This window comes from Lentibacillus daqui, assembly GCF_027186265.1.
Taxonomy (GTDB): Bacteria; Bacillota; Bacilli; order Bacillales; family Amphibacillaceae; genus Lentibacillus_C; species Lentibacillus_C daqui.
Genome location: NZ_CP114176.1, coordinates 562737 through 583936, shown reverse-complemented (window position 1 = coordinate 583936; position 21200 = coordinate 562737). Strand labels below are relative to the sequence as shown.

The window sequence follows — 21200 nt, the reverse complement described above, 5'->3', positions numbered from 1 at the left end:
AAACCCTTGTTAAACTGTTTAACAAGGGTTTTGTTATGATCCATACATATCCTTCAGCCCTAGGCTTATTTCCAATGCATGGTTGATCTTTTCCATCATTTCTTTATCCAGCTTTGTTATTTTGTCAGTTAATCGCTGCTTATCAAGTGTTCTGATTTGTTCAAGCAGGATAACAGAATTCCGATCAAATCCATAGCGTTTTGCGTTTATCTCGACATGAGTCGGAAGTTTTGCTTTTTGAATTTGTGCGGTAATTGCTGCAATGATAACGGTTGGGCTAAACCTGTTACCAATATCATTTTGCAAGATCAATACCGGGCGGATGCCCCCCTGTTCTGATCCGACAACAGGAGATAGATCGGCGAAATAAACTTCGCCTCTTTGCACAATCAAAACTTACACCCCGATGACAGAGCGCTCTACGGTGTTCTTTTCTGCTTCCTCTTCGGCCTGAAATGCTTCTGAAGCGATTGTTAGATTAATTCTAGCCATTTCCGTGTAGCCTTTGATCATGGAATCACGGAATTGTTGGATGTGCTCCTCTTTCTTGGATTCTAAATAATTTCTGGTTGCTTCACATATGAAATCGCTCAAATCGCTATTTTCATACTTCATTAATCCATCCACCTCATTTAACAGGTTTTTTGGTATCCGTACTAAGACTTCTTGCAAGCTCTCTGACAAGATTTACACCTCCGCCAACTGTTGAACGAACGAATATACATTTTTCCATTTAATAATATCATTGTCTCCCCTGGTTTGCAAAGGCTACCTGAGAACTTTTTTTCTAACAAAAGCATTTTACAGGTTTCACGGTTATAGGGCTGTATTATTATACTTATTTTATTTTATCAAAATTATACCATCTTGTGGTAAAAGACAAGCTTATTGAATCATTCTTCGGTTACATAAATTCTTGGCACCCGTTTGCCGATGTTACAGGGAATCTCATAATTAATCGTGTCCAGGTAACGGGCGACTTCATCCATGCTGATTGCTTCATTGCCCTGTTTGCCGATTAGTGTTACCTTTGTCCCGATTGGATATTCCTTGTCCAAATGAATCATCGTTTGATCCATACAAATTCTTCCAACAATCGGCATGCGTCTTCCATCAACCAATACTTCAAACCCCTGTAGCTTACGAATCCAACCATCAGCATACCCGATTGGTATCGTACCAATCCATTCCGGTTTTTCCGCTGTATGGGTTGCACCGTAACTAACGGATTCACCGGCATCTATTTGCTTCACATGAATGAGCCGGCTATGTAGCGAAAATGCTTGCTTTAAGTCAATCATATCTTCTTGTTTCACGGTTTCTGACGGGTATAAACCATACATGGCAATGCCAAACCGAATAAAATGATACATGTCATCAGGAAAGCGAATCGATGCAGCGCTATTTCCTATATGAATCGCCACAGGTGACCGCCATCGTTTGTGAAATGTCTGCCATAGCGATTGAAATCTTGCTTGCTGTCGTTTGAAATAGGTCAAATCTTGTTCATCTGCTGTGGCAAAATGGGTATAGATGCCGGTTAACCGAACGTTTGGCGCATCGGCCAATTCGTCGACTAACTCCTCTAATTCGGTTTCTGTACGAATTCCTACCCTACCCATGCCAGTGTCCCATTTCATGTTTAGTTTAAGCGGCTGGGCAAACTGGTACAATTTCACTTGCTCCATCCACTCCTTTTGAAAGAATGTCAGAGTAAGTTGATGATCAGCAGCAATCGGGGTATCCTCCGGGGCAACCCAGCCAAATACCAGAATAGGCACTGTTATACCTGCTTCTCTAAGCTCCAACGCTTCCTCCAAAAGCGCGACAGCCAATGCATCTGCACCCGCTTTGAGCGCACGTTTGGCAACTTCCGCGGCCCCATGACCATACCCATCCGCTTTTACTACAGCGAACATTTTCGTTTCTTCAGGTAATTTTTGCTTCATTTGCTGTACATTGTAACCAATTGCATCCAAATTCACTTCCGCCCATGTCTCCCGGTAGTGCACTTTCTCTTGCATCATACACCATTCCTTCCTTTGGGACACAGGGGACGGCTCTCCTATCCCGCGGGACAGGAGAGCCGTCCCCTGTGTCCCAATTATTTCGTTTTCTTATGTGCCTGTCAAGAAATTCTGATAAGAGAAAAGCAGACCTCCTCTCCAGAAGAATCTGCTTACAAGCGATCATTCTACTTCACTGCTTTGCCTTGGACTGATTTCGCAACATCAATTAACTCTTCCTTTGTCAAGTCCTCACTTGCCAGATAAAAGTTCATCCCATCATTGTTCCATTGAATCGCACTATCGGAAAGTGCTCCAATAGAATGTCCAAGATTAACAATATCGCCTCTTACTTCCTGAGGAGCAGCTAATGTTTGCTCAACTTCTGCCTGCTGCTCAATCAAGGTGAAATTCTTTTCTCCGGTATAAGTCATAATCACTCGTTTCCCATTCGCTGTTTCCACTTCTTTTTGTTCGGAAAGCTCTGCCCCAGCCATTTCTAATGGAAGTGCTACCTTGAATGATTCTGTCTTCGTCTTGTTGGCATCCGTCTGCTTCTCGGTGTCCGAGTTCTGATTCTTATCACCGGAGACAGGTGCTTCAGCCGTACCAGAGCTCATATTGTTATCCATGGCAAAATCTTTCTCCTGCAAATTTGGCTTCATGTCAAATCCGGAAAATTTCACTTCAACCAGCGGATTCTTGTCCTTATCCAATACTTTTACCAACTTAGGCGCATATGTCTTTTTATCAAAATAAATTTCTTGATATGGCAAATTATTGTTGCTTTGATAGTTGGTTTTTGTCTGGAATATATAATTGGAGTCACTAACCTTGAATGTAGCATCTGTATCTTCCTTAATATCATTTACAAGTGATTTAAAAAGATACGGCTGGCTGCTATTATCCGGCCAGTCTGTTTGAAATTTAAAGCTTTTATCCAATGCCGGCGTCAGAACAAACACGCCATCTTTATTTTTTAGGATGATTTGATTTCCTTTTTTATCCTGATCATTCTTTAATGCCACCCGATAGTATTCTTTTTTCTTATGCCAAACATCAATTTGATATGTTTGACTATCCTGGCCGGTGTTCATTTTCATTTTCGCTTTTGTCTTATAGCCATCCATGGATGAAACTTTATCGTCCAATTTTTTTATGACATCTTCCTGGGATTTTTCCCCACAGGCAACAAGTAACGTAATCAGGCCAAAGACAACAACTAACCAAACACTAACAATCTTCTTCATGGACATATCTCCCTTGTCTTGTTTCAGAACAAAGGCGCAACATCGATTACGCCTCCAGTTTTCTTTCAACAGGACAAAGAGAACGTGTCACTGCTTTTTAAGAAATGTACGGTATACGTCAGGGATACCATCGATCACATCAGTCGCCAGTAAATCATAATAAGAATGATTCTTTTCTACTTGGATATCAGCGGCGGCACCGTGGATGAAACAAGCATTGCATAATGCCGCAAATGTATGTTCATGCTGCATCAGCATCGCCAATACAATTCCGGACAATACGTCACCACTTCCACCTTTGGCAAGGCCTTGATTTCCGGTTCGATTCACCGCCTGTTGCCCATTTGGCGCGGTAATAATGGTATGCTTCCCTTTCAACACGACATAGGTTTGGTAACTTGATGCAAATTCCCGGGCATAATGAAAAGGTTTGACCAAGAGTTCAGGTATGGTTATCCCTAAAAGCATAGCCATTTCACCAGGATGAGGGGTCACAATGGTTGGCTGGGATCGTTTCGCCAGCATGGACAAATCTGTTTTGACATGAAACAATCCATCAGCATCGATTACCAGCGGAACATTTGCTGTTTGCACCATCTGCATCACCAATTTCCCGGCAAAACGCCCACGTCCCAGGCCCATGCCAATAGCAATTGCATCAAAATGATCCAGCGATATCGATTCATTGGAATGATCCAGCTTCAAATAAGTAGCTTCCGGACATGTCGGAGCAATAGACACAATGGCTTCACCTGTTGTCCCAATCGTGAGCAGCCCTGCACCTGCTCTTAATGCAGCCTTGGCCGTCATGGCAATCGAACCTGGCATTACGCTGGAGCCGCCAATAACGAGTCCTTTCCCATGACTCCCTTTATGCGCGTATGGATCTCGCTTTGGCAATGTCTGTCGAAAACAACGCTGCTCCCAAATCTTACATTGCAGATCGCCTGCCAGCTTATTTACCGGTATCCCAATGGAAACGACTTCCCACGCCCCGTAATAGGGTGCTGTATGCTGAAGAAACATGCTCATTTTTGCTGCTTCGATTACAAATGTATAATCCGCTTGAATAGCTGAAAAATTTGTTACACCTTCATCGGCTGGCAGCCCAGTTGGAATGTCTATCGCAATAATGCATGCCGCTTTTTTATTAATTGTCGAAACAATGGATGCAACTGGCTCTCTTAGTGGCCCATGCACCCCGATTCCAATCATCGCGTCAATAACCACATCTGATTGACCAACCAATTCAGCAATCGCTTCTGGATCACGGGTTACGGTCATATGACCACCAATGTTTAGAAATAATTGCTTATGATAAGCTGCTTCTTCTGTTATTTTTTCATCTGGAACGATTTGGACGACCGTAATGTTATAGTTTAGATTCAAAAGTGTGCGTGCAATAACAAACCCATCTCCACCATTATTCCCTTTACCGACAAACACAGTGATTTGGTCTTGACTTTTTATGATTTCCATTACCCGGCTTGCGATGGCACGTCCCGCATTTTCCATTAATAATCGCCCGTCCATCCCTATTTCTTCTATCGTGTAATGATCCCATTCGTACATTTCTTTTGCGGTGACAATATACAATTTCGTTCCCTCCTACCCGCACTAAAATATATGAGACAACCTCATCGATTATGCTTTTTATCCTCTAGTGAGTGTTCAAAAACGAGGATGAAAAGGACCGAGCAGTTCAAGGCGGCGTAGCTCTGAGCACCGGAGTGTACATAAAAGGTACATGAGGAGCGGAAAAGCAAGCCAACGAACTTCTTCAAAGGGAGGCCGACTAAAAACGGGCTTGCGCTCAGGCGTCGGCATACCCCTTTTGCAGGGGCATGTCATTTTCACCGGAGTTTTTGAACAACCTCTTCTATGACAACCTGTGCCGCAGCATACTCCTTTGTATGAGTAATCGATATAAACACATGTACATCATCATACCCTTTAACCGTTATTTCAGGAGCACCCGCACTCCCTGTTAATACTTCTATATCATGAAAACTTAAATCTCCAATGCCGGTGCCCACTGCCTTGGCGAACGCCTCTTTGGCAGCAAATCTACCAGCAAGAAACTCGGTTTTTCTCGATATGCTCGTAAACGAATGCAACTTGTCTTGTTCTTTATCAGTTAAAACACGTTCGATTAACCCCGAATCTCGCTCAATATTTCGCCGGATTCGGGATAGTTCAATCATATCCAGCCCAATACCCCTGATCAACCGCTACACCTCTTTATGTTGATGTCATTCCATTTATAAGAATTCAGTTCAGCGTCTTTGTGCTTGCAACCTGTCATCCAATTTTAGTAAGCTAAAAACTGGTCATACTATGTAAAAAAGACGCTTACAATAATAATACCCGATCATTCATTTTTTAAAAACTTTCCTTGAGGAGATTACCAATGTTCATACGTACAGAAAAAAGTATAAAAGATTTCATGCAATTTTATCCTGTTGTCTCTACCTTAGTTATCATTCATTTAGCCTTATGGGTCATTATTGAGCTGTTACATCTGCCATTTGGCATCAGGCTCTTTCAATGGGGAGCAGGAAACAATCTATTTATCCATCAAGGGGAATATTGGCGTCTGTTAACAGCAATCTTTCTGCACAATGGATTCATGCATACCATTTTTAATTCATTTGCTTTAGTATTATTTGGACCTGCCCTTGAACAAATGCTGGGAAAGGGTAAATTTATCCTGGCCTATCTGATTGCCGGTTTTATTGGTAACCTGGCTACATACCTGATTAATCCGACTGCTTTCTATTCTTATGTCGGTGCGTCCGGAGCCATATATGGTTTATTTGGAATCTATGTCTATATGGTTGTATTTCGTAAAGATTTAATTGACCGCGCAAATGCCCAAATCATTCTGGTTATCTTTGTGATTGGTCTAATCATGACATTTATACAACCAGGGATTAATATGTATGCCCATATCTTTGGCTTTATCGGCGGTTTTGCTGTTGCCCGGCTGGTAATATATCGTACCGTCCCGTTCACTACCCCGCAACCACGAAGACATGCAGGCGGGGCACCATATAAAAGACGACGGTTACCAAATGAAACGGGGAAAAAAGTGTTCTGGGTCATTCTTATTATCCTGGTAATCCTTGGTCTATTTAGCAGATTCATGCGTTAAATGTATAAAAAAGCTCCCCTTGTAAGGGAGCTTTTTTATATGTCATTAATTATTACGGCTATGGTGTTTTTGGTAGTTTCCTTTGCGATTGCGGCTGCTATATTGATTACGTCCGCCTTTGCCACGCCCGCCTTGATTACGTTTGCCATAGAAGTTGCGCTTGTTCCCTCTATTTGCATTATCCTTGCCTCGTTGTGCTTTTTTCACACTGACTGGCTGGATGGACGATATCCGTACAGGCGTGTTTTGTCGCTCTTTTGTCAGCAATTTCAACGCTGCTGCAATAACCGTGATTGAATCATGATCCTGCAATAGTTCATTGGCAGTCTCATGATACGCCTTTAGATCCTTATTCTCAATCGTCTTCAAAAGCTTGTCCACGGCAACCTGCTGCTGTCCGCGCAATGCGTCCTGACCTGATGGCGGCATAATTCGCTTCATTTTGCTTTTTGTCGTCTTTTCAATCAAATGCAAGTGAGCGATCTCCCGTGGCGTAATAAAGGAAATTGCTTCGCCGGTTTTACCCGCACGTCCAGTCCTGCCAATCCGGTGTACATAGCTTTCCGGGTCTTGCGGTATATCAAAATTATATACATGGGTAACCCCTGAGATATCAAGTCCGCGTGCAGCTACATCGGTTGCCACCAACACCTCTACACGGCCGTTTTTAAACTTATTTAATACAGACATCCGTTTACCCTGGGTTAGATCTCCATGGATTCCTTCAGCACGAAATCCGCGTGCCTGCAATCCTTCCGTAATTTCATCGACCCGTTTTTTCGTCCGGCTGAACACAATCGCCAAATCCGGTCCATTAATATCCAAATGATTGGTAAGCGTATCAAATTTATATTTTTCCGGAACCTCAATAAAATATTGATCGATATTTTCGACCGTCATTTCTTTTGCCTTCACTTTGATTTCTTCCGGGTTCTTCATCAAATGTGTCGCAATTTCACGAATTTCCTTTGGCATAGTTGCGGAAAACAACAGGGTTTGTCTATCTTCCGGGATCCCTTTTAAAATTTCCCGAATATCCTCGATGAATCCCATGTTAAGCATTTCATCCGCTTCATCCAGTACGGCCGTTGTTACATGATCAATATGAATTGTCTTTCTGCGCATATGATCAAGCAGGCGGCCTGGTGTTGCGACAACGATATGCGGCCCATCTTTTAATGCCCGAATTTGTCGTTCCATGTGCTGCCCACCATATACAGGCAGTGTACGAAGCCCTTTGAATTTCCCTAATCGGTTGATTTCTTCGGCAACTTGGATAGCCAATTCCCGGGTAGGTGCGACGACCAGCCCTTGGATTTTCCGGACAGACTTGTCAATTTTTTCAATCATCGGGATGCCAAATGCCGCGGTTTTACCTGTACCTGTTTGAGCCTGGCCGATGACATCTTTACCTTGCATTGCCAGCGGGATCGTCTCTGCTTGTATTGGTGTCGATTCTTCAAAGCCCATTTTTTCCAAAGCTTTCATAATTGGTTGCGAAACACCTAAATCATAAAATGTTGTCACCTTAATAGTCTACTCCTTTTTTACTTAAAGTTTATCCGCATGAATAAAGTGTAAGTGCTATTGTTGTCCCTAAAAGAGGATGTTCAAAAGTTCCATATGAACAGTTAGATACAAGGAACACAATGCAAGGATGTCGACTTAGCTCTTTTGATTGACAAAGGTTATACAAAAGACACCAAAAGCAGGCGGTAATATCTTTCTCCGCTTGTGCGCCTCGAACTTCATGATCCAATTCGTAACTCTTCAAGCACTTATCTATTTACCATAAGAAAAGCATATATATGGGATGTTCAAAAGGATAAAATTGCTTCTGACCTGGAACAGTCATGTTTTTCAGCCTTTTGAACGTTTGTTTCACAAGTAGCATCAGTGAATGGCTTACTTTAAAGAACAAAAAACAGACACTGACCAACTTTGCTTTTCCTGAATTGTACAGTTTCATGTTTAATACTTTTCTTACTCTAAAAAAGGCATCCTTCCTGTGAAGAATGAGCCTCTCACTCAGAAATTCATGCAAAATAACAGTTATTTCATCATAACACATTTGTCAATGCATTATCTACTCCTTCGTGATTTTTTCATACGAACATGGTAAAATGTACTCAGTATTAATCTTCACGAGCGAACAAGGAGACTTAACTTAACATGCGTATACCCCCATTTAATCCATACATAGTCGTTGGCATCGGTGTTATCGCCGTATCAACCTCAGCAGTTTTAGTGAAATTGGCAGAAGGTGTACCCACTGCTATTATTGCCAATTACCGCTTGTTGTTCACATTTATTTTGCTGGCTCCATATGTCCTTTTTAAGCGCAGACATGAATTTCATTACATCGAAAAAAAGGACTGGATTCTCTCCATTTTTGCCGGTATTTGTTTGGCGTTTCATTTTATCATCTGGTTTGAGTCCTTGAATTATACATCTGTCGCAAGCTCGGTTGCACTTGTATCACTTCAGCCCATATTTACTTTTATTGGCACTTATATCTTTTTTAAAGAACGATTTTCTCAAGGTGCTATTATTAGCATGGTCATTACTTTGATGGGAAGCTTCATTATTAGCTGGGGGGACTTTCAGCTAAGTGGAACGGCGTTATTCGGTGATATGCTTGCTTTGATTGGCGCAGTTGCCATCACTGTCTATTTGCTGCTTGGACAACAAGCAAGAAGACGTCTGTCAATCATGCCCTATACCTTTATTATCTATGGCATCGGTGCCATTACGTTAATTATTTATAATCTGTTGTTACATAACCCGTTTTTGGGCTACTCACCTGAACATTGGTGGATCTTTTTGGCGCTGGCGATTATCCCGACATTCTTCGGCCATACATTATTTAATTGGGCATTAAAATGGTTGAGTTCAGCAACCATTTCCATGGGAATTGTCTTTGAACCAATCGGAGCCTCCCTTCTCGCCTATTTGATACTTGACGAGAAGGTGACACCCTCCCAATGGCTGGGTGGAACGATAGTAATCTTTGGCCTGTTTTTATTTATCATGAGTACATCAAGAAAACGCAGGGTAACGATTTCCGGGAAAAAATAGGCCAGCAGCCAGGGTAAAGATTAGGTTCCGGATTGTATTTTGTTCAATTTGGACTGTATTACTGAATCAGGTCGTATTTCCAACATTGGTGATTGTTTCCATCTCATTATGAAGAAATTCGATGTATTACTTTTACCGGACTTTTTGACATCCTTTGAAGAGAACAAGGTACAGTCAAAGAAATTTTTGACTGTACCTTGTTTGAATAATGATCAGGAGTTGATCATTCATCCGTTGTCAGAAAGTCATATACGATGGTATTCAACGCATCTTTGTCATCTCCCAAACAGATGAGATGTTTTGACTGGTCAAAAAAAACAACTTCTTTTTGCCTGGATGTCATTTCCTTTTCCAAATAGTAAGCTGTTTTATATGGAACCATTCCATCTTGTTGCCCTTGTGCGATCAGTACCGGGGTGTCAATTTCTTTTAAATATGGCTTTGTAAACCGAACCAATTTCAAGAATTCCACATTAGCTTTAAAAGGAATAGCCCCGAGTTTTCGTTTATAATGCAGATATAATTTATTTTTGTTCAATGTTCCCCGGCAGCCATCAATCATCACTTCAACAACATCTGAAAATAGTTGTTTCCATGACAAGTATTTTCCCGCTGGCGCCAATAATACCAATTTCGTTACATGATATTTTGCGGCTAAGTAGGAAGCAATCATCCCGCCCATTGAGAACCCAATCAAATAAAGATCCTCATACTTCTCAAGCATGGCCTGCAGTTTTTGCTCGGCAGCCTGAATCCACCGTTCATGGGAAACATTTTCTTCTGTTAAACTTAAATTTTTGCCATGCCCCGGCAGTGTTGGGACTTCCACTTGCCAGTTCGTATTCTCCTTTAAATAAGCGGCCAATGGATCAACTTCATAGGGACCGCCTGTATAGCCATGAATGATTAAGCAACCAATCATTTCCATTCTCCTTCAAACTATTATTGCATACAGGTCTTATCACACGACACAAATGAAGATGTTTCTCCTTTCCATGTACTTACGCTCTCCCTTTCAAGCTGTTATATACCACGGTTGCTGATTTTTCACTATGTAAATAAGCTGATAAACAGGACAAGAATCAGCTTATTTATGACCGGCATTTTCTTGACTCCGCTACACACGAAGGTTCTTCATAAAGGATCCAACCTGCTTGACAACAGGTGTAATTTGCTGGAATGTGTTTGCAAATTGACCAACCGTCGAAAACATTTTATCCAAATCTACATGCCCATCCTTATCTTGAAAATAAGCGAGAAGACCATTTTGTTTTGGCGGCGGATAAGGAGCATTCATGGACTGTCCCTGATTTGCCGGAGGAGGCCAATTTGCCTGTTGCCCCTGGTTGGACATATACCAATTTGTTGGTTGTGGCGGCTTTGAAAAGTAGTCAAATGGTGTCTGCGTTTGGGGCGGGGGTACGGGAGGAAATTGCTGGGATTGCCATGTTTGGTTATAAGGATTCATCTGATTATAATCCTGAAATTCATTATATACATTATATGGTGACCGATAAAAAAAGGGACTCGCAAACATTTAAGTAACACCTCTTTATCACTTTTATCATTTATAGTTTATGCAATCAGCCTGCATCTGTTCATGTTGACAACCGTGATTCGTATCCCTTTTTTGCCATTCATCTATTGAAAGCGCAGCCCCAGCCTATCCTTCATTTTCTCTTTTTGAAAACCTAAAATGGGATCCCCGTTAATAAACGTCACAGGTGTTCCATATATGCCTTTTTCCTGCAGCTCCTTTAAGTATTCCGGGTGTTCGGTAACGTTTCTTGTTTGATAATCAATCTTCCATTCGTCCAATTGATCCAACAATTTGGATCGCTTATTACTATTGTTGATATATACCATAACATGCTTTGTGCTCATCCCTGTCCCTCCTGGATATCTTTATTTTGTTCATACCCACGATCCATCATGTTTAAACGCAACTATTACAATTATATTTCAAATATTAGTTCAAACCGCCTAAAAACCCCATACAAAAAAGAGGCTGGGACAAAACTCCAGTAAATAAAAATTAAGGCGTAGGAGCTTACACTAAAAAAGTGTAGGCCCCACGCCTTTTTTGACATTATTTTAGTAAACAAAAAGGACACCTTTTGATAAAATTAAAGTGACCAAACAATAATTTTGGAGGTGTCCTTATGTTTAAACATTATACCATGAATCAGGTAGTTTTGCCGCTAGATTTAGAAATTAAATTGAAAGAGAATGATATTGCTTTTGCGATCAATGATCTTGTCGAGAGTATTCCCGAAGAGGTTTTCGATGACTTTATACGACAAACCGGCCGTCCTGCATACCATCCTCGCATGATGTTGAAAGTCATTTTGTGTGGGTATACGCAATCCGTGTTTTCTGGTCGTAAAATAGAAGCTTTATTACAGGATAGTATCCGCATGATGTGGTTGGCTCAAGGACATGAACCCAGCTATCGCACGATCAATCGATTCCGTTCTAATCCACACAGCGAAAAGTTATTGCGTGAATGCTTTGTCCAGTTCCGAAATCAGCTCGTGGAAAAGGAATTGATTGAAGAGGAAGCCATTTTTATTGATGGTACAAAAATTGAAGCGAACGCCAATAAGTTCACCTTTGTGTGGCGGAAATCCGTTGAAAGATATAGTGATAAGCTAATCGAAAAGTCCAATCAACTGTATGATGAGCTGTTGGAGAAGGAGATCATCCCGGCAATAGAGCGAGAAACAGAAGAGGAACTTTCCGTTAAAGAAATGGAAGAAGTAGTCGAAAAGTTAGATGAAAAGGTTGAGGAATACGATAAAAAAATCGAAGCTTGTGAAGTTGGTAGCGAACGAAAGAAAATCCGTTCCGAACGTAAATTTCCAAAACAAGCTCGCAAGCAGTTTAACGATTTCATCACTCGTAAGCAAAAGTATCAAAACGATATGGAGATTTTTGGTGATCGCAATAGTTACTCAAAAACGGATCCAGATGCGACGTTTATGCGCATGAAGGATGACTACATGAAGAACGGTCAATTGAAAGCTGGTTACAATGTCCAGATTGCAACGGAAGGTCAATACGCGCTCGCTTACGATGTTTTCCCAAACCCGACGGATACACGCACTTTAATTCCTTTTCTCGACTCGATTGAAGAAAACTTTTTCGAACTGCCGGAACACATTGTCGCGGATGCCGGATATGGCAGTGAACAGAATTATGAAGATATCATCGAGAATCGAAATCGAACGCCACTTATTACATACAATCAATATCGAAAGGAGAAGAAAAAGAAGCATAAGAACAACGCTTTTCATGTAGATAATTGGGAGTATAATGAGGACGAAGATACTTTTCTGTGCCCAAATGGACGGAAAATACGGTTTAGTCATCATTCCAAACGAACAGACAGGTACGGATTCACCCGTGAATTTAAAGTGTACGAATGTGAGGACTGTTTGGGCTGTCCACTCCGCGATTTATGTACGAAAGCAAAAGAAGGAAACAACCGAAAAGTCTACATGAATGAAAAGTGGGAGTCCCAAAAAGAATATGTACGTACGAAGCTTTCAGACGAGAAAACTGGTGAAATTTACGGAAAACGTAAAATTGATGTAGAACCAGCGTTCGGTTTCTTGAAGGCTAATTTGGGTTTTACTCGTTTTTCTGTCAGAGGAAAACAGAAGGTGAAAAATGAATTAGCCTTCGCATTGATGGCGGTGAATTTGAGAAAAAAAGCCGCCATTAACGGTAAAATAGTACCGGGAGATGGAGAAATTCCTCAAAAAAGGTTCCAAGCAAATTTTTTATTGCTTGGAACCTTTTTATTTACTATTTTTGGCTAGTTATGTCCCAGCCTCTTTCGTAAAATGGCAAGCTAACGTACCAGCTTGCACGATTATGGTAATAATAAAGCAGAGACATCCCAGATCCCACTATTATCTTATCGCCTTTTTATCAGATTCGCTGTGATAAAGATCACACGCAGCGGAACTTCTTTGATGTGATAGTGCATATATTACCTGCGTAGACCAACATATTCACTTTATCAATGTCCATAAGCCGGGCTACAAGATGGGTCAGTTGACTGTTGCGGTTTTAGCAGACATGTCCCAGGCACATTCGCATTTCTTCGTTAAAATTGACTTGTGACAAGATGTCATTTATAATGAGTGCATTGTTTATTGTGACAACATGTCATTTTATCAGGAATTGAGGGAATATGGATGCCAAAAGCGACCTTTTATAATTTGCCAAGAGAAAAACGGCAAATACTTATTCAAGCAGTAAAAAAGGAATTTTCCAGAGTATCCCTGCACGAAGCCTCGATTACCAATATCGTCAAAGCTGCTGATATACCCAGAGGGAGCTTCTATCAATATTTTTACGATAAAGAAGATGCGTTTTATTATGTATTAGAGCTTTACGGAAAAATACAAGCAAGAAAATTCATCTCTTGTCTCAGGCAGGCGGAGGGAGACATTTTTGATACTGCTACCGTTATATATCAATCCATGTTGGAAAACTTTCAAACCCGGGAAAATCGCGACTTCTTTAAAAACGCCTTTTTAAATATGAACTATAAAATGGAGCGTACATTTACGGGTAATTTCAGCAAAGAAAGGTTAAAACAAATTACCGAAATCAAGGATATTATAAACACACGCAACTTGTGCATTTCGGATAAAAGTGATTTATTTCACATCATACAAATCTTAATTGCTGTCATCTTCCATAATCTTGTGCTTAGTTTTGCCAGAGAGTTATCGTATGACATGGCTATGACAAACTTTTTGAAAGAAATTGATCTGCTGAAACATGGGCTTTGTAAACAGGACCAAAAATGAATTTACCAAGGATGATTCGGGCAAACAAATATATTGCAAAATAGTCATCAGAAACTATAATGAATAAAATACGCAATTTATAGTGGTGTTCAAAATCCATATAAAACAACCGGGGAGGGATATGACATGTTAGCATTGGATCATATCGTAATAGCGGGAATTAACGCCGAAACAGCAAGTGCTGAATACGGGAATCAATTCACCATCAAAGCGATCAAAGGTGGCGAGCACGCCGACTGGGGGACATATAATTACTTGTCCTATTTTTCCAATGACAGTTATTTGGAATGGCTTGGAGTCACTGATCTGTCTAAGGCAAAACAGGCGGAAAACCCGCTTATTCAGCATTTTGTCCATACCATTGAAAATGAATCGCCCGGTCCGTTCCAATTCGCGCTTAGAACGAGTCAAATGGATGAGTATGTGACCCATTTTCAAAACGAACGCATCCCGTATAGTGGGCCATTTGCCGGTGAGCGCACCAAACCGGATGGAACGGTTTTAAAATGGCGGATGCTGTTCCCAATGTACAATTATACGGAAGAAATGCTCCCGTTCCTAATTGAGTGGGAAAACCCGAATGATGCATATCCTGAAACAAGTCTGTTAAATATCCAAACGATCAACACGATCCATTATAATGGGGTCGATCGAGATACATTTGCACGAATTTATCAATTGAAACCAAGGAAGCTGAACAAGAGTCTGCTTGCCTTGCAAAATTGCAAAATACGCTTTACTGACGATGCCAAATTGCATTTTGATTTAGTCTGAAAAGGGATGTGGCGTACATCCCTTCTCCCTTTCGCCGTATCATTATTCGACTTTGATCTCTTTATACCGCTCCTGATACCACTTTATAAATGTATGTGCCGTTTCTAATGGAACATCTTTCAATTCTTCTGCATGCACGGGTTTGGTACGATTAATTGTTTGAATAGTTGCCAGTCCGAATCGCTGCTGCACTATTGTACACACTACTTCTGCTTCAATCACCTTTTTCCGGTTGGTCACGAATACAGTTGACCATAAACCGCCTGTTTTCAATTGAATAAACTCTCCATCAAGTAAAAAACGCGTATTGCGATAGTCAAAAACACGACTGATATAAGTGAGCAGGAAAATAGCCGGCGAGATCCACCACCATGTTGGCTTGAACCAGACAATGAGGATCGTTGCGATAATCCACACCCATGGGACCCTCAATAACCTGATTAACAAGGCACTACGGGGCAGTTTGTTCATAGCAGCTTCCTCTTTCATTTGAAAATCCGGCAACAACTCTTCTAACAATTCCTCCGCACGTCCTTGAGGAAGGAATGGATATAACGAATGTACTTCTTCAGACTCCTCTTCCTCACTCCCGGCACTCAGCAAGTTAATTTCCAATAGCCCAAGCAGCTTTTTCAGCGGATTTTGCGTAATTTGAATGGCTTGAACATTATTTTTGCGGATAACAAACATTCTTCTGCTCAATGTGCCACTGCGAATATAAATCCGTTCCTGATCCGAGGCTATTTCATATTGGCCATACTTTAAAAAAGTACGAATGATTCCAAAGGCGATCGCAAACATTGCAAACAGAATGATGACACAAAGCATGATCACCCATGAGCTGGTTAAAAAGGTGAAAAAACCCTTGGCTTGTTCATCGACATCAACCACCTCATCGATCTCGTGATAACCAGCAGCCAGAATCGGGATAAACGCTAAAAAACTGAATGACAGAAAAGATGCTTTCCATAATTCCCGGCGCGTTGGCTGAAAATGAACCTGACGTGCATCAGGTGTATTTGAGTTTGTTGTCGCCATTTCTGTTTGCTCTGTCTGGTTATTTATGGATTCGGTGTCGTCTTCCGGGATGTCTTGCTGTTTTTTTAATGCTTCCTGTTTGTGCAACACAAGCTGTTCAATTTGCTCGGCAACCGTTTGTTTCACCGCTTCAAACTTGACGGATGCCTCTTTTTCCGTTGCACTTGTTTGCAAGGATAATGATGTCAGGTGAAACATGCGATAGTAAAACGGTGTATGCCATTCCACATTCTGCACCCGTTCGATTGGTACCCGATTATCAGTCCTCTTAAACCAGCCACGATATATATGAATGGCGCCGTCTTGAATGCCATATGTTGTTTTCCACCAATCAATTGCAAGTGCCACCAGTCGATAGAGAAGGAAGGCAAGAAACACATAACGGGCAATCTTGATAAATGTTGAAGCATCATTAAAATTAATAATAAACAAATATAGGATGATCACAAAACTATTACGCAATGTATGGATGAAGGAGAATATAATTTTCATCGGATGCATTCGCCTGGGCTGCATTATTCTTCCTCCTTCAGTCTTGCCCGTTCAGCTATACTGTCACGCAGAAGAAATGCTTGTGTTTCGGGCAGTGCTGGAATGGCATGCGAAGACCGCATTGTCCCGACAGTTATCGTATATAATCCGTATTTGCGCAACAGCGGTCCTTGCGTTGCTTCGACGTATTGAATTTTTGTCATGGGAATTACAATATATTTATGGGAAAATACCCCATGTTTGAGTTGGACAAATTCTTCCGTTATTCCAAACCGCCAGTATTTATAGAGTAATCTTGGCTCGATCAACACATCCCATATTGCAAAAATGATCGTCAATCCAATGAGAATCCAAAGAATGACTATAATCCAGTGAAACCAGTTAAAGTGGATTCCCGCCCAAAGCAGTCCGATCAAAATAACCAATGCGATCGCGTCTACAGTGATATTAGTGATCCGCCAAACGGTAATGGCATCTTTGGAAATTTGATTTTCCGGCTGGGGGATTGTTGTCATGCTGTATCATCCTTTTATGTCATGCTTTGCTATATATAAAGGTAGTACGATGGTAAGAGCGAAAAAGTTTCATAAGTGGTTGATATTGTGCAAATTTTGGTCGATATTGAGTTATGTTGGTTGATATTCACAGTTTTGGGTCGATAATTTTCTACACTTGGTTGATATTCCCGCTATCTGGTCGATATTACAATGCGTTTGATCGATATCCCTGTTCGCTGGATTCAACAAAAGGCCAACCGGTTACCCGATCAGCCTTTTGTAACGATCATCACCCGAGTTGTTCATGCAGAAATTCTGTTACCGATTCAGGTGTCTTCGTATATGCACTATGTTGATGGGCGAGTTTTTCACCATTTTGGAAAATCAAAATGCTGGGAATGCCCATGACTTCATATTTCTCAGCTATTCCTTTAACCTCGTCACTATTAATCTCATACCAATCATATTGGCTGAATTCATCCATCACTTCACCGATAAACATATCCATCCGTTTGCAATCCGGGCACCAATCAGCGAAGAATTTGATGATAACTGGTTTCTCGCTTTGAATGATTTCGTTAAATTCCTGTTCGCTTGCAATTTTTTTCATACGGCCAAGCCCTCCTTTTGTACCACTTATCATTATTGTAAAGCTTATAGGCACAATTGTCTTATGGTTTGCTTTAAGTGCGTGTTCCCAATAAGCATGTTAATCCGTATATTCCACACGACCAAGAAAATATGCAACCAATAACCCGATAACAAAGGTCAGCATACTAAGTAATAAAAGTGGCATTGTAGCTGGCCATCCCGGGAAAACCACAACAATCGAGCCAATGACCGAGCCAATAATGATGGCAAACGTATAAAGTCCGAAACGATCCAAAAAGTAACGAATGATTTTACTCATAATCACAATTCCTGCGACAATCCCCACACCAGTGACAACGAGCACATCCAACCGCAATTGACTAACAGCTCCAATAACTGTTGGGTAAACACCGATGACAAGAAGCATGAATGAACCACTAATCCCCGGTAAAATCATTGCACTGCTGGCAAGAAAACCGGAAAAGAATAATAGAATATATGTTGAAGTTGTCATGTTGGTGATAACGTCGGAATTCCCGGCATGCAGAAATACCAACGACCCGATGAGAACAGCCCCGATAACTAGCAAAACATAATGATTGACCCGAAATGTTCTCCTAGCATCTGCCTGGTGGAGCAAATATGGCAAAATTCCAATGATGAGGCCCAAAAAGAAAAAATGTGTAGGGACGGCATAATTGGCCAGCAACCATTCTATTAATCTGCTTAATAATAATATAGCCGATCCTACTCCAATAGCAAGTGGAATTAAAAAGCTTAACTGCCGCTTCCACTCCTTACTAAATATCCCATTGATCGCGATAATTAATCGATCATAAATACCAAGTAATATAGCAATTGTTCCTCCGCTGACACCTGGGATTACATCACTTGCCCCCATCAGTATACCGCGGTATATATTTTTCCATTCCATTCATTTAAACTCCTTATCCATAAAAAATTCATTTTACACATAAAGCTATCATACCAAAAATACCTTGCAATTCATATAAATAATTTGTACAATAAACACCGCTTTGGCTTAGGGATAACATTGACCCGACTTATGATAATCAGCGGGTACTAGTTTATATTAACGGGTCGGCTCTATTATCACCGATTCGAACTTTTATCAAAGGATTTCATTCACTTTAACGAATTTTAGCTGTTTGATTAACTGCAAACACGTTATTGGTCCATCCAGGATTTTCCACACATCATTAAAATAGTTGTAATTTTACATCTTTTTCGCATATGATAAACATAGAATGTTAATAATAAAAACGAGCCGTAAGCGTGAACTTACGACTCTAGACAGCTATTGTGGGAGCGACGACTAGTTTTATACTTTTAATAACAATCTTTTGAGACCTGATAAGATACTGATTTTTACATACTTAACTTATCTACAATAATGGGTATTTCCTCCAAATCAACAACTACAGAATCTGTATTAAGGTGATCCCATCTATTATCCTTTTTCCAAACGCCCTTTATCCCTACACTTCGGGCCGCATTTACATCTTTTTCCGGATGGTCACCAATGAATACACTTTCGTTGGGTAAAACATGAAGATGATCTAAGGCTTTTTCGAATATCTGAGGTTCCGGCTTTTTCATTCCCGCCCATTCAGATATAAGAATCGTTTCAAAGTACTTTTCGATTCCCAAAGCCCTTATATTATCCATTTGAAACTGCCCTTTTCCGTTTGTAATCATTCCAAGAACAAGGCCTTTATTTTTCAATTCTTCCAACATACGAATAAGGTTGGGGAAGGGAACACAGCTATCTTGAAATTGACTAACAAAGTCTTGTAGCAATTCCTCCCAGGTCAGACCTGCCATATCAAATTCATTCACTAGTTGTTGGTAAACTTTATCCTTCCAGACATATCCGCCATCATCGAGTTCCAAAAACCTTGTTATATATTTATCTTTTGGAATATGATTAAGGCGCTTATGCAGTCGATCGAATTGCCTATCAATGAAGATCTTTACTGACTCATCCCGGTTTAACAAGGTTCCGTCTAAATCAAATAGGACAGCTTTTATAATGCCCATCCGCCTCCTTGGATTTTTCTTTAGAATCACTGCTTCGTTGGTCTATAGTGTATTGGTTATTCGTTTCCATATTTATACAAAAAGAGCATTCTTAAATAGGGAATACTCTTGCAAAAGTTGTTTATCTTACACATGCCCTTTTTCTCTAGTCATTTTGATACACAATCCCATTCTCTCTCCTGACTGTTTCAGTTATGTTAAGAACATCGGCGCTTAATTGTTTCCGCTTTTTATATTCTGCCTTGTTATTTGTTTTGATCATTTGAACAATCTGATCGATTTCATAAAACATATCTTTTTCCGGATGTTCATTGGCAATTTGCTGTTTCTGTCCAGTGTGATTATCAATGAACGATATATTCGCAATCGAACCTATATCATCAATAGTAAATGTTCCTTTTTCCCCTTGGATTTCGGATGAGTTGTATGAAGTGGAAATTTTAGAACAAAAGATGGTACACATAAAATCTGAATAGCTTAGTACAAGTGTACCACATCCATCAACGCCCGTTCGGATGATTACCGGGGAATAGGAAACATGTTCCGGCTCTCCAAATAAGAATATGGCCGCTGCAATTGGATAGACACCCAAATCTACCAGCGCTCCACCGGAATATTGTAATGAAAATATATTGGGTTCTTCACCATTTAAAACTGCATCATACCGAGAAGAATATTTAGCATAATTAAAGACAATATTCCGCAGTTGTCCAGCCTTTTCCATTTTTTCCTTTAATGTTACCAGATTGGGCATATATACGTTACGCATCGCCTCGACTAAAAACACACCATTTTCCTCAGCAATTTGATATGCACTTTCCAGTTCCTTTGTATTGGAAAACATGGGTTTTTCACAAATCACGTGCTTGCGATGTTTCAAAAACGTAATTGCATGTTCATAATGCAATGCATTTGGTGAAGCAATGTACACACAATCAATCAACTTACTTTTTGCCATTGCTTCCACATCTGTAAAAATATTACTTCCCCCATGCTTTTCGATAAATTGTTTCGCCTTCTGTTCTGACCGCGAATAGACCGCAGCAAGCCTCATATCAGCTGTATCTTTTGCCGCTTCAATAAAAGATTCTGTAATCCAGCTTGTACCGACTGTTCCAAAATTCATATGGCATCTCCCTTTTACCTAACTCATCCGCCGAAATACATTTCATTTCTGCTGGCATTTCTTGCGGAATCTCGATTTTGTTACTGCACCTTCAACCATATTATAGCAGGTTTCTGCAATACAACCACCCAAATAAAGTGAAACTTCCTTCAATGGGGGTTTTTTCATCCCCCTCATGATGATAAAAAATCATGTACAACTTCAACATAACAATGAGGCTGTACATGATTACATCCGTTTCGTTTAAAATTTTTTCATATTGCGTTGGATATCAACGACCCTATCCTTAGTCAAACCAGTGGATCAG

20 protein-coding genes and 1 pseudogene are annotated in these 21200 nt (G+C 40.6%); 5 read left to right on the top strand and 16 right to left on the bottom strand.

Annotation, left to right across the window (positions count from 1 at the left end):
- Nucleotides 1-33: 33 nt before the first annotated feature.
- The 6 genes from O2S85_RS03090 to acpS form a co-directional block, all read right to left on the bottom strand.
- Nucleotides 34-393, bottom strand: a complete 360-nt coding sequence (locus O2S85_RS03090) for a type II toxin-antitoxin system PemK/MazF family toxin (RefSeq protein WP_269411288.1) — start codon at nt 391-393, stop codon at nt 34-36.
- A gap of 3 nt (nt 394-396) precedes the next feature.
- Nucleotides 397-684 (bottom strand): CopG family ribbon-helix-helix protein, encoded by a 288-nt coding sequence (locus tag O2S85_RS03085; RefSeq protein ID WP_269411287.1) that lies wholly within the window; start codon nt 682-684, stop codon nt 397-399.
- 209 nt (nt 685-893) lie between these two features.
- Complete coding sequence (gene alr, locus O2S85_RS03080; protein ID WP_269412454.1) at nt 894-2024, bottom strand: alanine racemase; 1131 nt, start codon at nt 2022-2024, stop codon at nt 894-896.
- Between the two features lie 170 nt (nt 2025-2194).
- The gene (locus O2S85_RS03075) at nt 2195-3256 is read right to left on the bottom strand and encodes a LolA family protein (protein WP_269411286.1); all 1062 of its coding nucleotides are present in this window, start codon (nt 3254-3256) and stop codon (nt 2195-2197) included.
- Nucleotides 3257-3343: 87 nt separating this feature from the next.
- Nucleotides 3344-4852, bottom strand: a complete 1509-nt coding sequence (locus O2S85_RS03070) for an NAD(P)H-hydrate dehydratase (RefSeq protein ID WP_269411285.1) — start codon at nt 4850-4852, stop codon at nt 3344-3346.
- A 257-nt stretch (nt 4853-5109) separates the two neighbouring features.
- Complete coding sequence (acpS, locus tag O2S85_RS03065) at nt 5110-5484, bottom strand: holo-ACP synthase (RefSeq protein ID WP_269411284.1); 375 nt, start codon at nt 5482-5484, stop codon at nt 5110-5112.
- A gap of 182 nt (nt 5485-5666) precedes the next feature.
- On the opposite strand from acpS, the gene O2S85_RS03060 reads away from it, so the two are divergent.
- Nucleotides 5667-6410, top strand: coding sequence for a rhomboid family intramembrane serine protease (locus O2S85_RS03060; protein WP_269411283.1), 744 nt, complete (start codon nt 5667-5669; stop codon nt 6408-6410).
- Between the two features lie 45 nt (nt 6411-6455).
- On the opposite strand, the gene cshA is transcribed toward O2S85_RS03060, so the two are convergent.
- Complete coding sequence (cshA, locus tag O2S85_RS03055) at nt 6456-7937, bottom strand: degradosome RNA helicase CshA (RefSeq protein WP_269411282.1); 1482 nt, start codon at nt 7935-7937, stop codon at nt 6456-6458.
- A gap of 645 nt (nt 7938-8582) precedes the next feature.
- On the opposite strand from cshA, the gene O2S85_RS03050 reads away from it, so the two are divergent.
- Nucleotides 8583-9488: a DMT family transporter gene (locus tag O2S85_RS03050; protein WP_269411281.1), complete on the top strand. Its 906-nt coding sequence runs from the start codon at nt 8583-8585 to the stop codon at nt 9486-9488.
- 223 nt (nt 9489-9711) lie between these two features.
- Here the strand turns inward: O2S85_RS03050 and O2S85_RS03045 are convergent, their stop codons facing one another.
- The 3 genes from O2S85_RS03045 to O2S85_RS03035 all read right to left on the bottom strand — a co-directional run bounded on the left by O2S85_RS03045 (nt 9712) and on the right by O2S85_RS03035 (nt 11372).
- On the bottom strand, nt 9712-10410 hold the full coding sequence (locus O2S85_RS03045) for an alpha/beta hydrolase (protein WP_269411280.1): 699 nt from the start codon (nt 10408-10410) through the stop codon (nt 9712-9714).
- 195 nt (nt 10411-10605) lie between these two features.
- On the bottom strand, nt 10606-10956 hold the full coding sequence (locus O2S85_RS18725; RefSeq protein ID WP_369419781.1) for a YppG family protein: 351 nt from the start codon (nt 10954-10956) through the stop codon (nt 10606-10608).
- A 173-nt stretch (nt 10957-11129) separates the two neighbouring features.
- Nucleotides 11130-11372, bottom strand: a complete 243-nt coding sequence (locus tag O2S85_RS03035; protein ID WP_269411278.1) for a glutaredoxin family protein — start codon at nt 11370-11372, stop codon at nt 11130-11132.
- Between the two features lie 278 nt (nt 11373-11650).
- On the opposite strand from O2S85_RS03035, the pseudogene O2S85_RS03030 reads away from it, so the two are divergent.
- The 3 genes and pseudogenes from O2S85_RS03030 to O2S85_RS03020 form a co-directional block, all read left to right on the top strand.
- Nucleotides 11651-13211, top strand: a pseudogene (locus O2S85_RS03030) (IS1182 family transposase); the annotation flags it as partial.
- A gap of 482 nt (nt 13212-13693) precedes the next feature.
- Nucleotides 13694-14314, top strand: coding sequence for a TetR/AcrR family transcriptional regulator (locus tag O2S85_RS03025; RefSeq protein WP_269411277.1), 621 nt, complete (start codon nt 13694-13696; stop codon nt 14312-14314).
- A 126-nt stretch (nt 14315-14440) separates the two neighbouring features.
- On the top strand, nt 14441-15088 hold the full coding sequence (locus O2S85_RS03020) for a VOC family protein (protein WP_269411276.1): 648 nt from the start codon (nt 14441-14443) through the stop codon (nt 15086-15088).
- Nucleotides 15089-15130: 42 nt separating this feature from the next.
- Here O2S85_RS03020 and O2S85_RS03015 read toward each other — a convergent pair whose 3' ends face one another.
- The 6 genes from O2S85_RS03015 to O2S85_RS02990 all read right to left on the bottom strand — a co-directional run bounded on the left by O2S85_RS03015 (nt 15131) and on the right by O2S85_RS02990 (nt 20893).
- Nucleotides 15131-16642 carry a PH domain-containing protein gene (locus O2S85_RS03015; protein WP_269411275.1) on the bottom strand — a complete coding sequence of 504 codons (1512 nt, stop codon included), beginning with the start codon at nt 16640-16642 and terminating at the stop codon, nt 15131-15133.
- On the bottom strand, nt 16642-17133 hold the full coding sequence (locus O2S85_RS03010; protein ID WP_269411274.1) for a PH domain-containing protein: 492 nt from the start codon (nt 17131-17133) through the stop codon (nt 16642-16644). Before O2S85_RS03010 ends, O2S85_RS03015 begins: the two co-directional genes overlap by 1 nt.
- A 271-nt stretch (nt 17134-17404) precedes the next feature.
- The gene (locus tag O2S85_RS03005; protein ID WP_269411273.1) at nt 17405-17725 is read right to left on the bottom strand and encodes a thioredoxin family protein; all 321 of its coding nucleotides are present in this window, start codon (nt 17723-17725) and stop codon (nt 17405-17407) included.
- 99 nt (nt 17726-17824) lie between these two features.
- Nucleotides 17825-18640, bottom strand: a complete 816-nt coding sequence (locus tag O2S85_RS03000; protein WP_269411272.1) for a DUF368 domain-containing protein — start codon at nt 18638-18640, stop codon at nt 17825-17827.
- 455 nt (nt 18641-19095) lie between these two features.
- Nucleotides 19096-19761: an HAD family hydrolase gene (locus O2S85_RS02995; protein WP_269412453.1), complete on the bottom strand. Its 666-nt coding sequence runs from the start codon at nt 19759-19761 to the stop codon at nt 19096-19098.
- 151 nt (nt 19762-19912) lie between these two features.
- The gene (locus O2S85_RS02990) at nt 19913-20893 is read right to left on the bottom strand and encodes a Gfo/Idh/MocA family protein (protein ID WP_269411271.1); all 981 of its coding nucleotides are present in this window, start codon (nt 20891-20893) and stop codon (nt 19913-19915) included.
- Nucleotides 20894-21200: the final 307 nt, after the last annotated feature.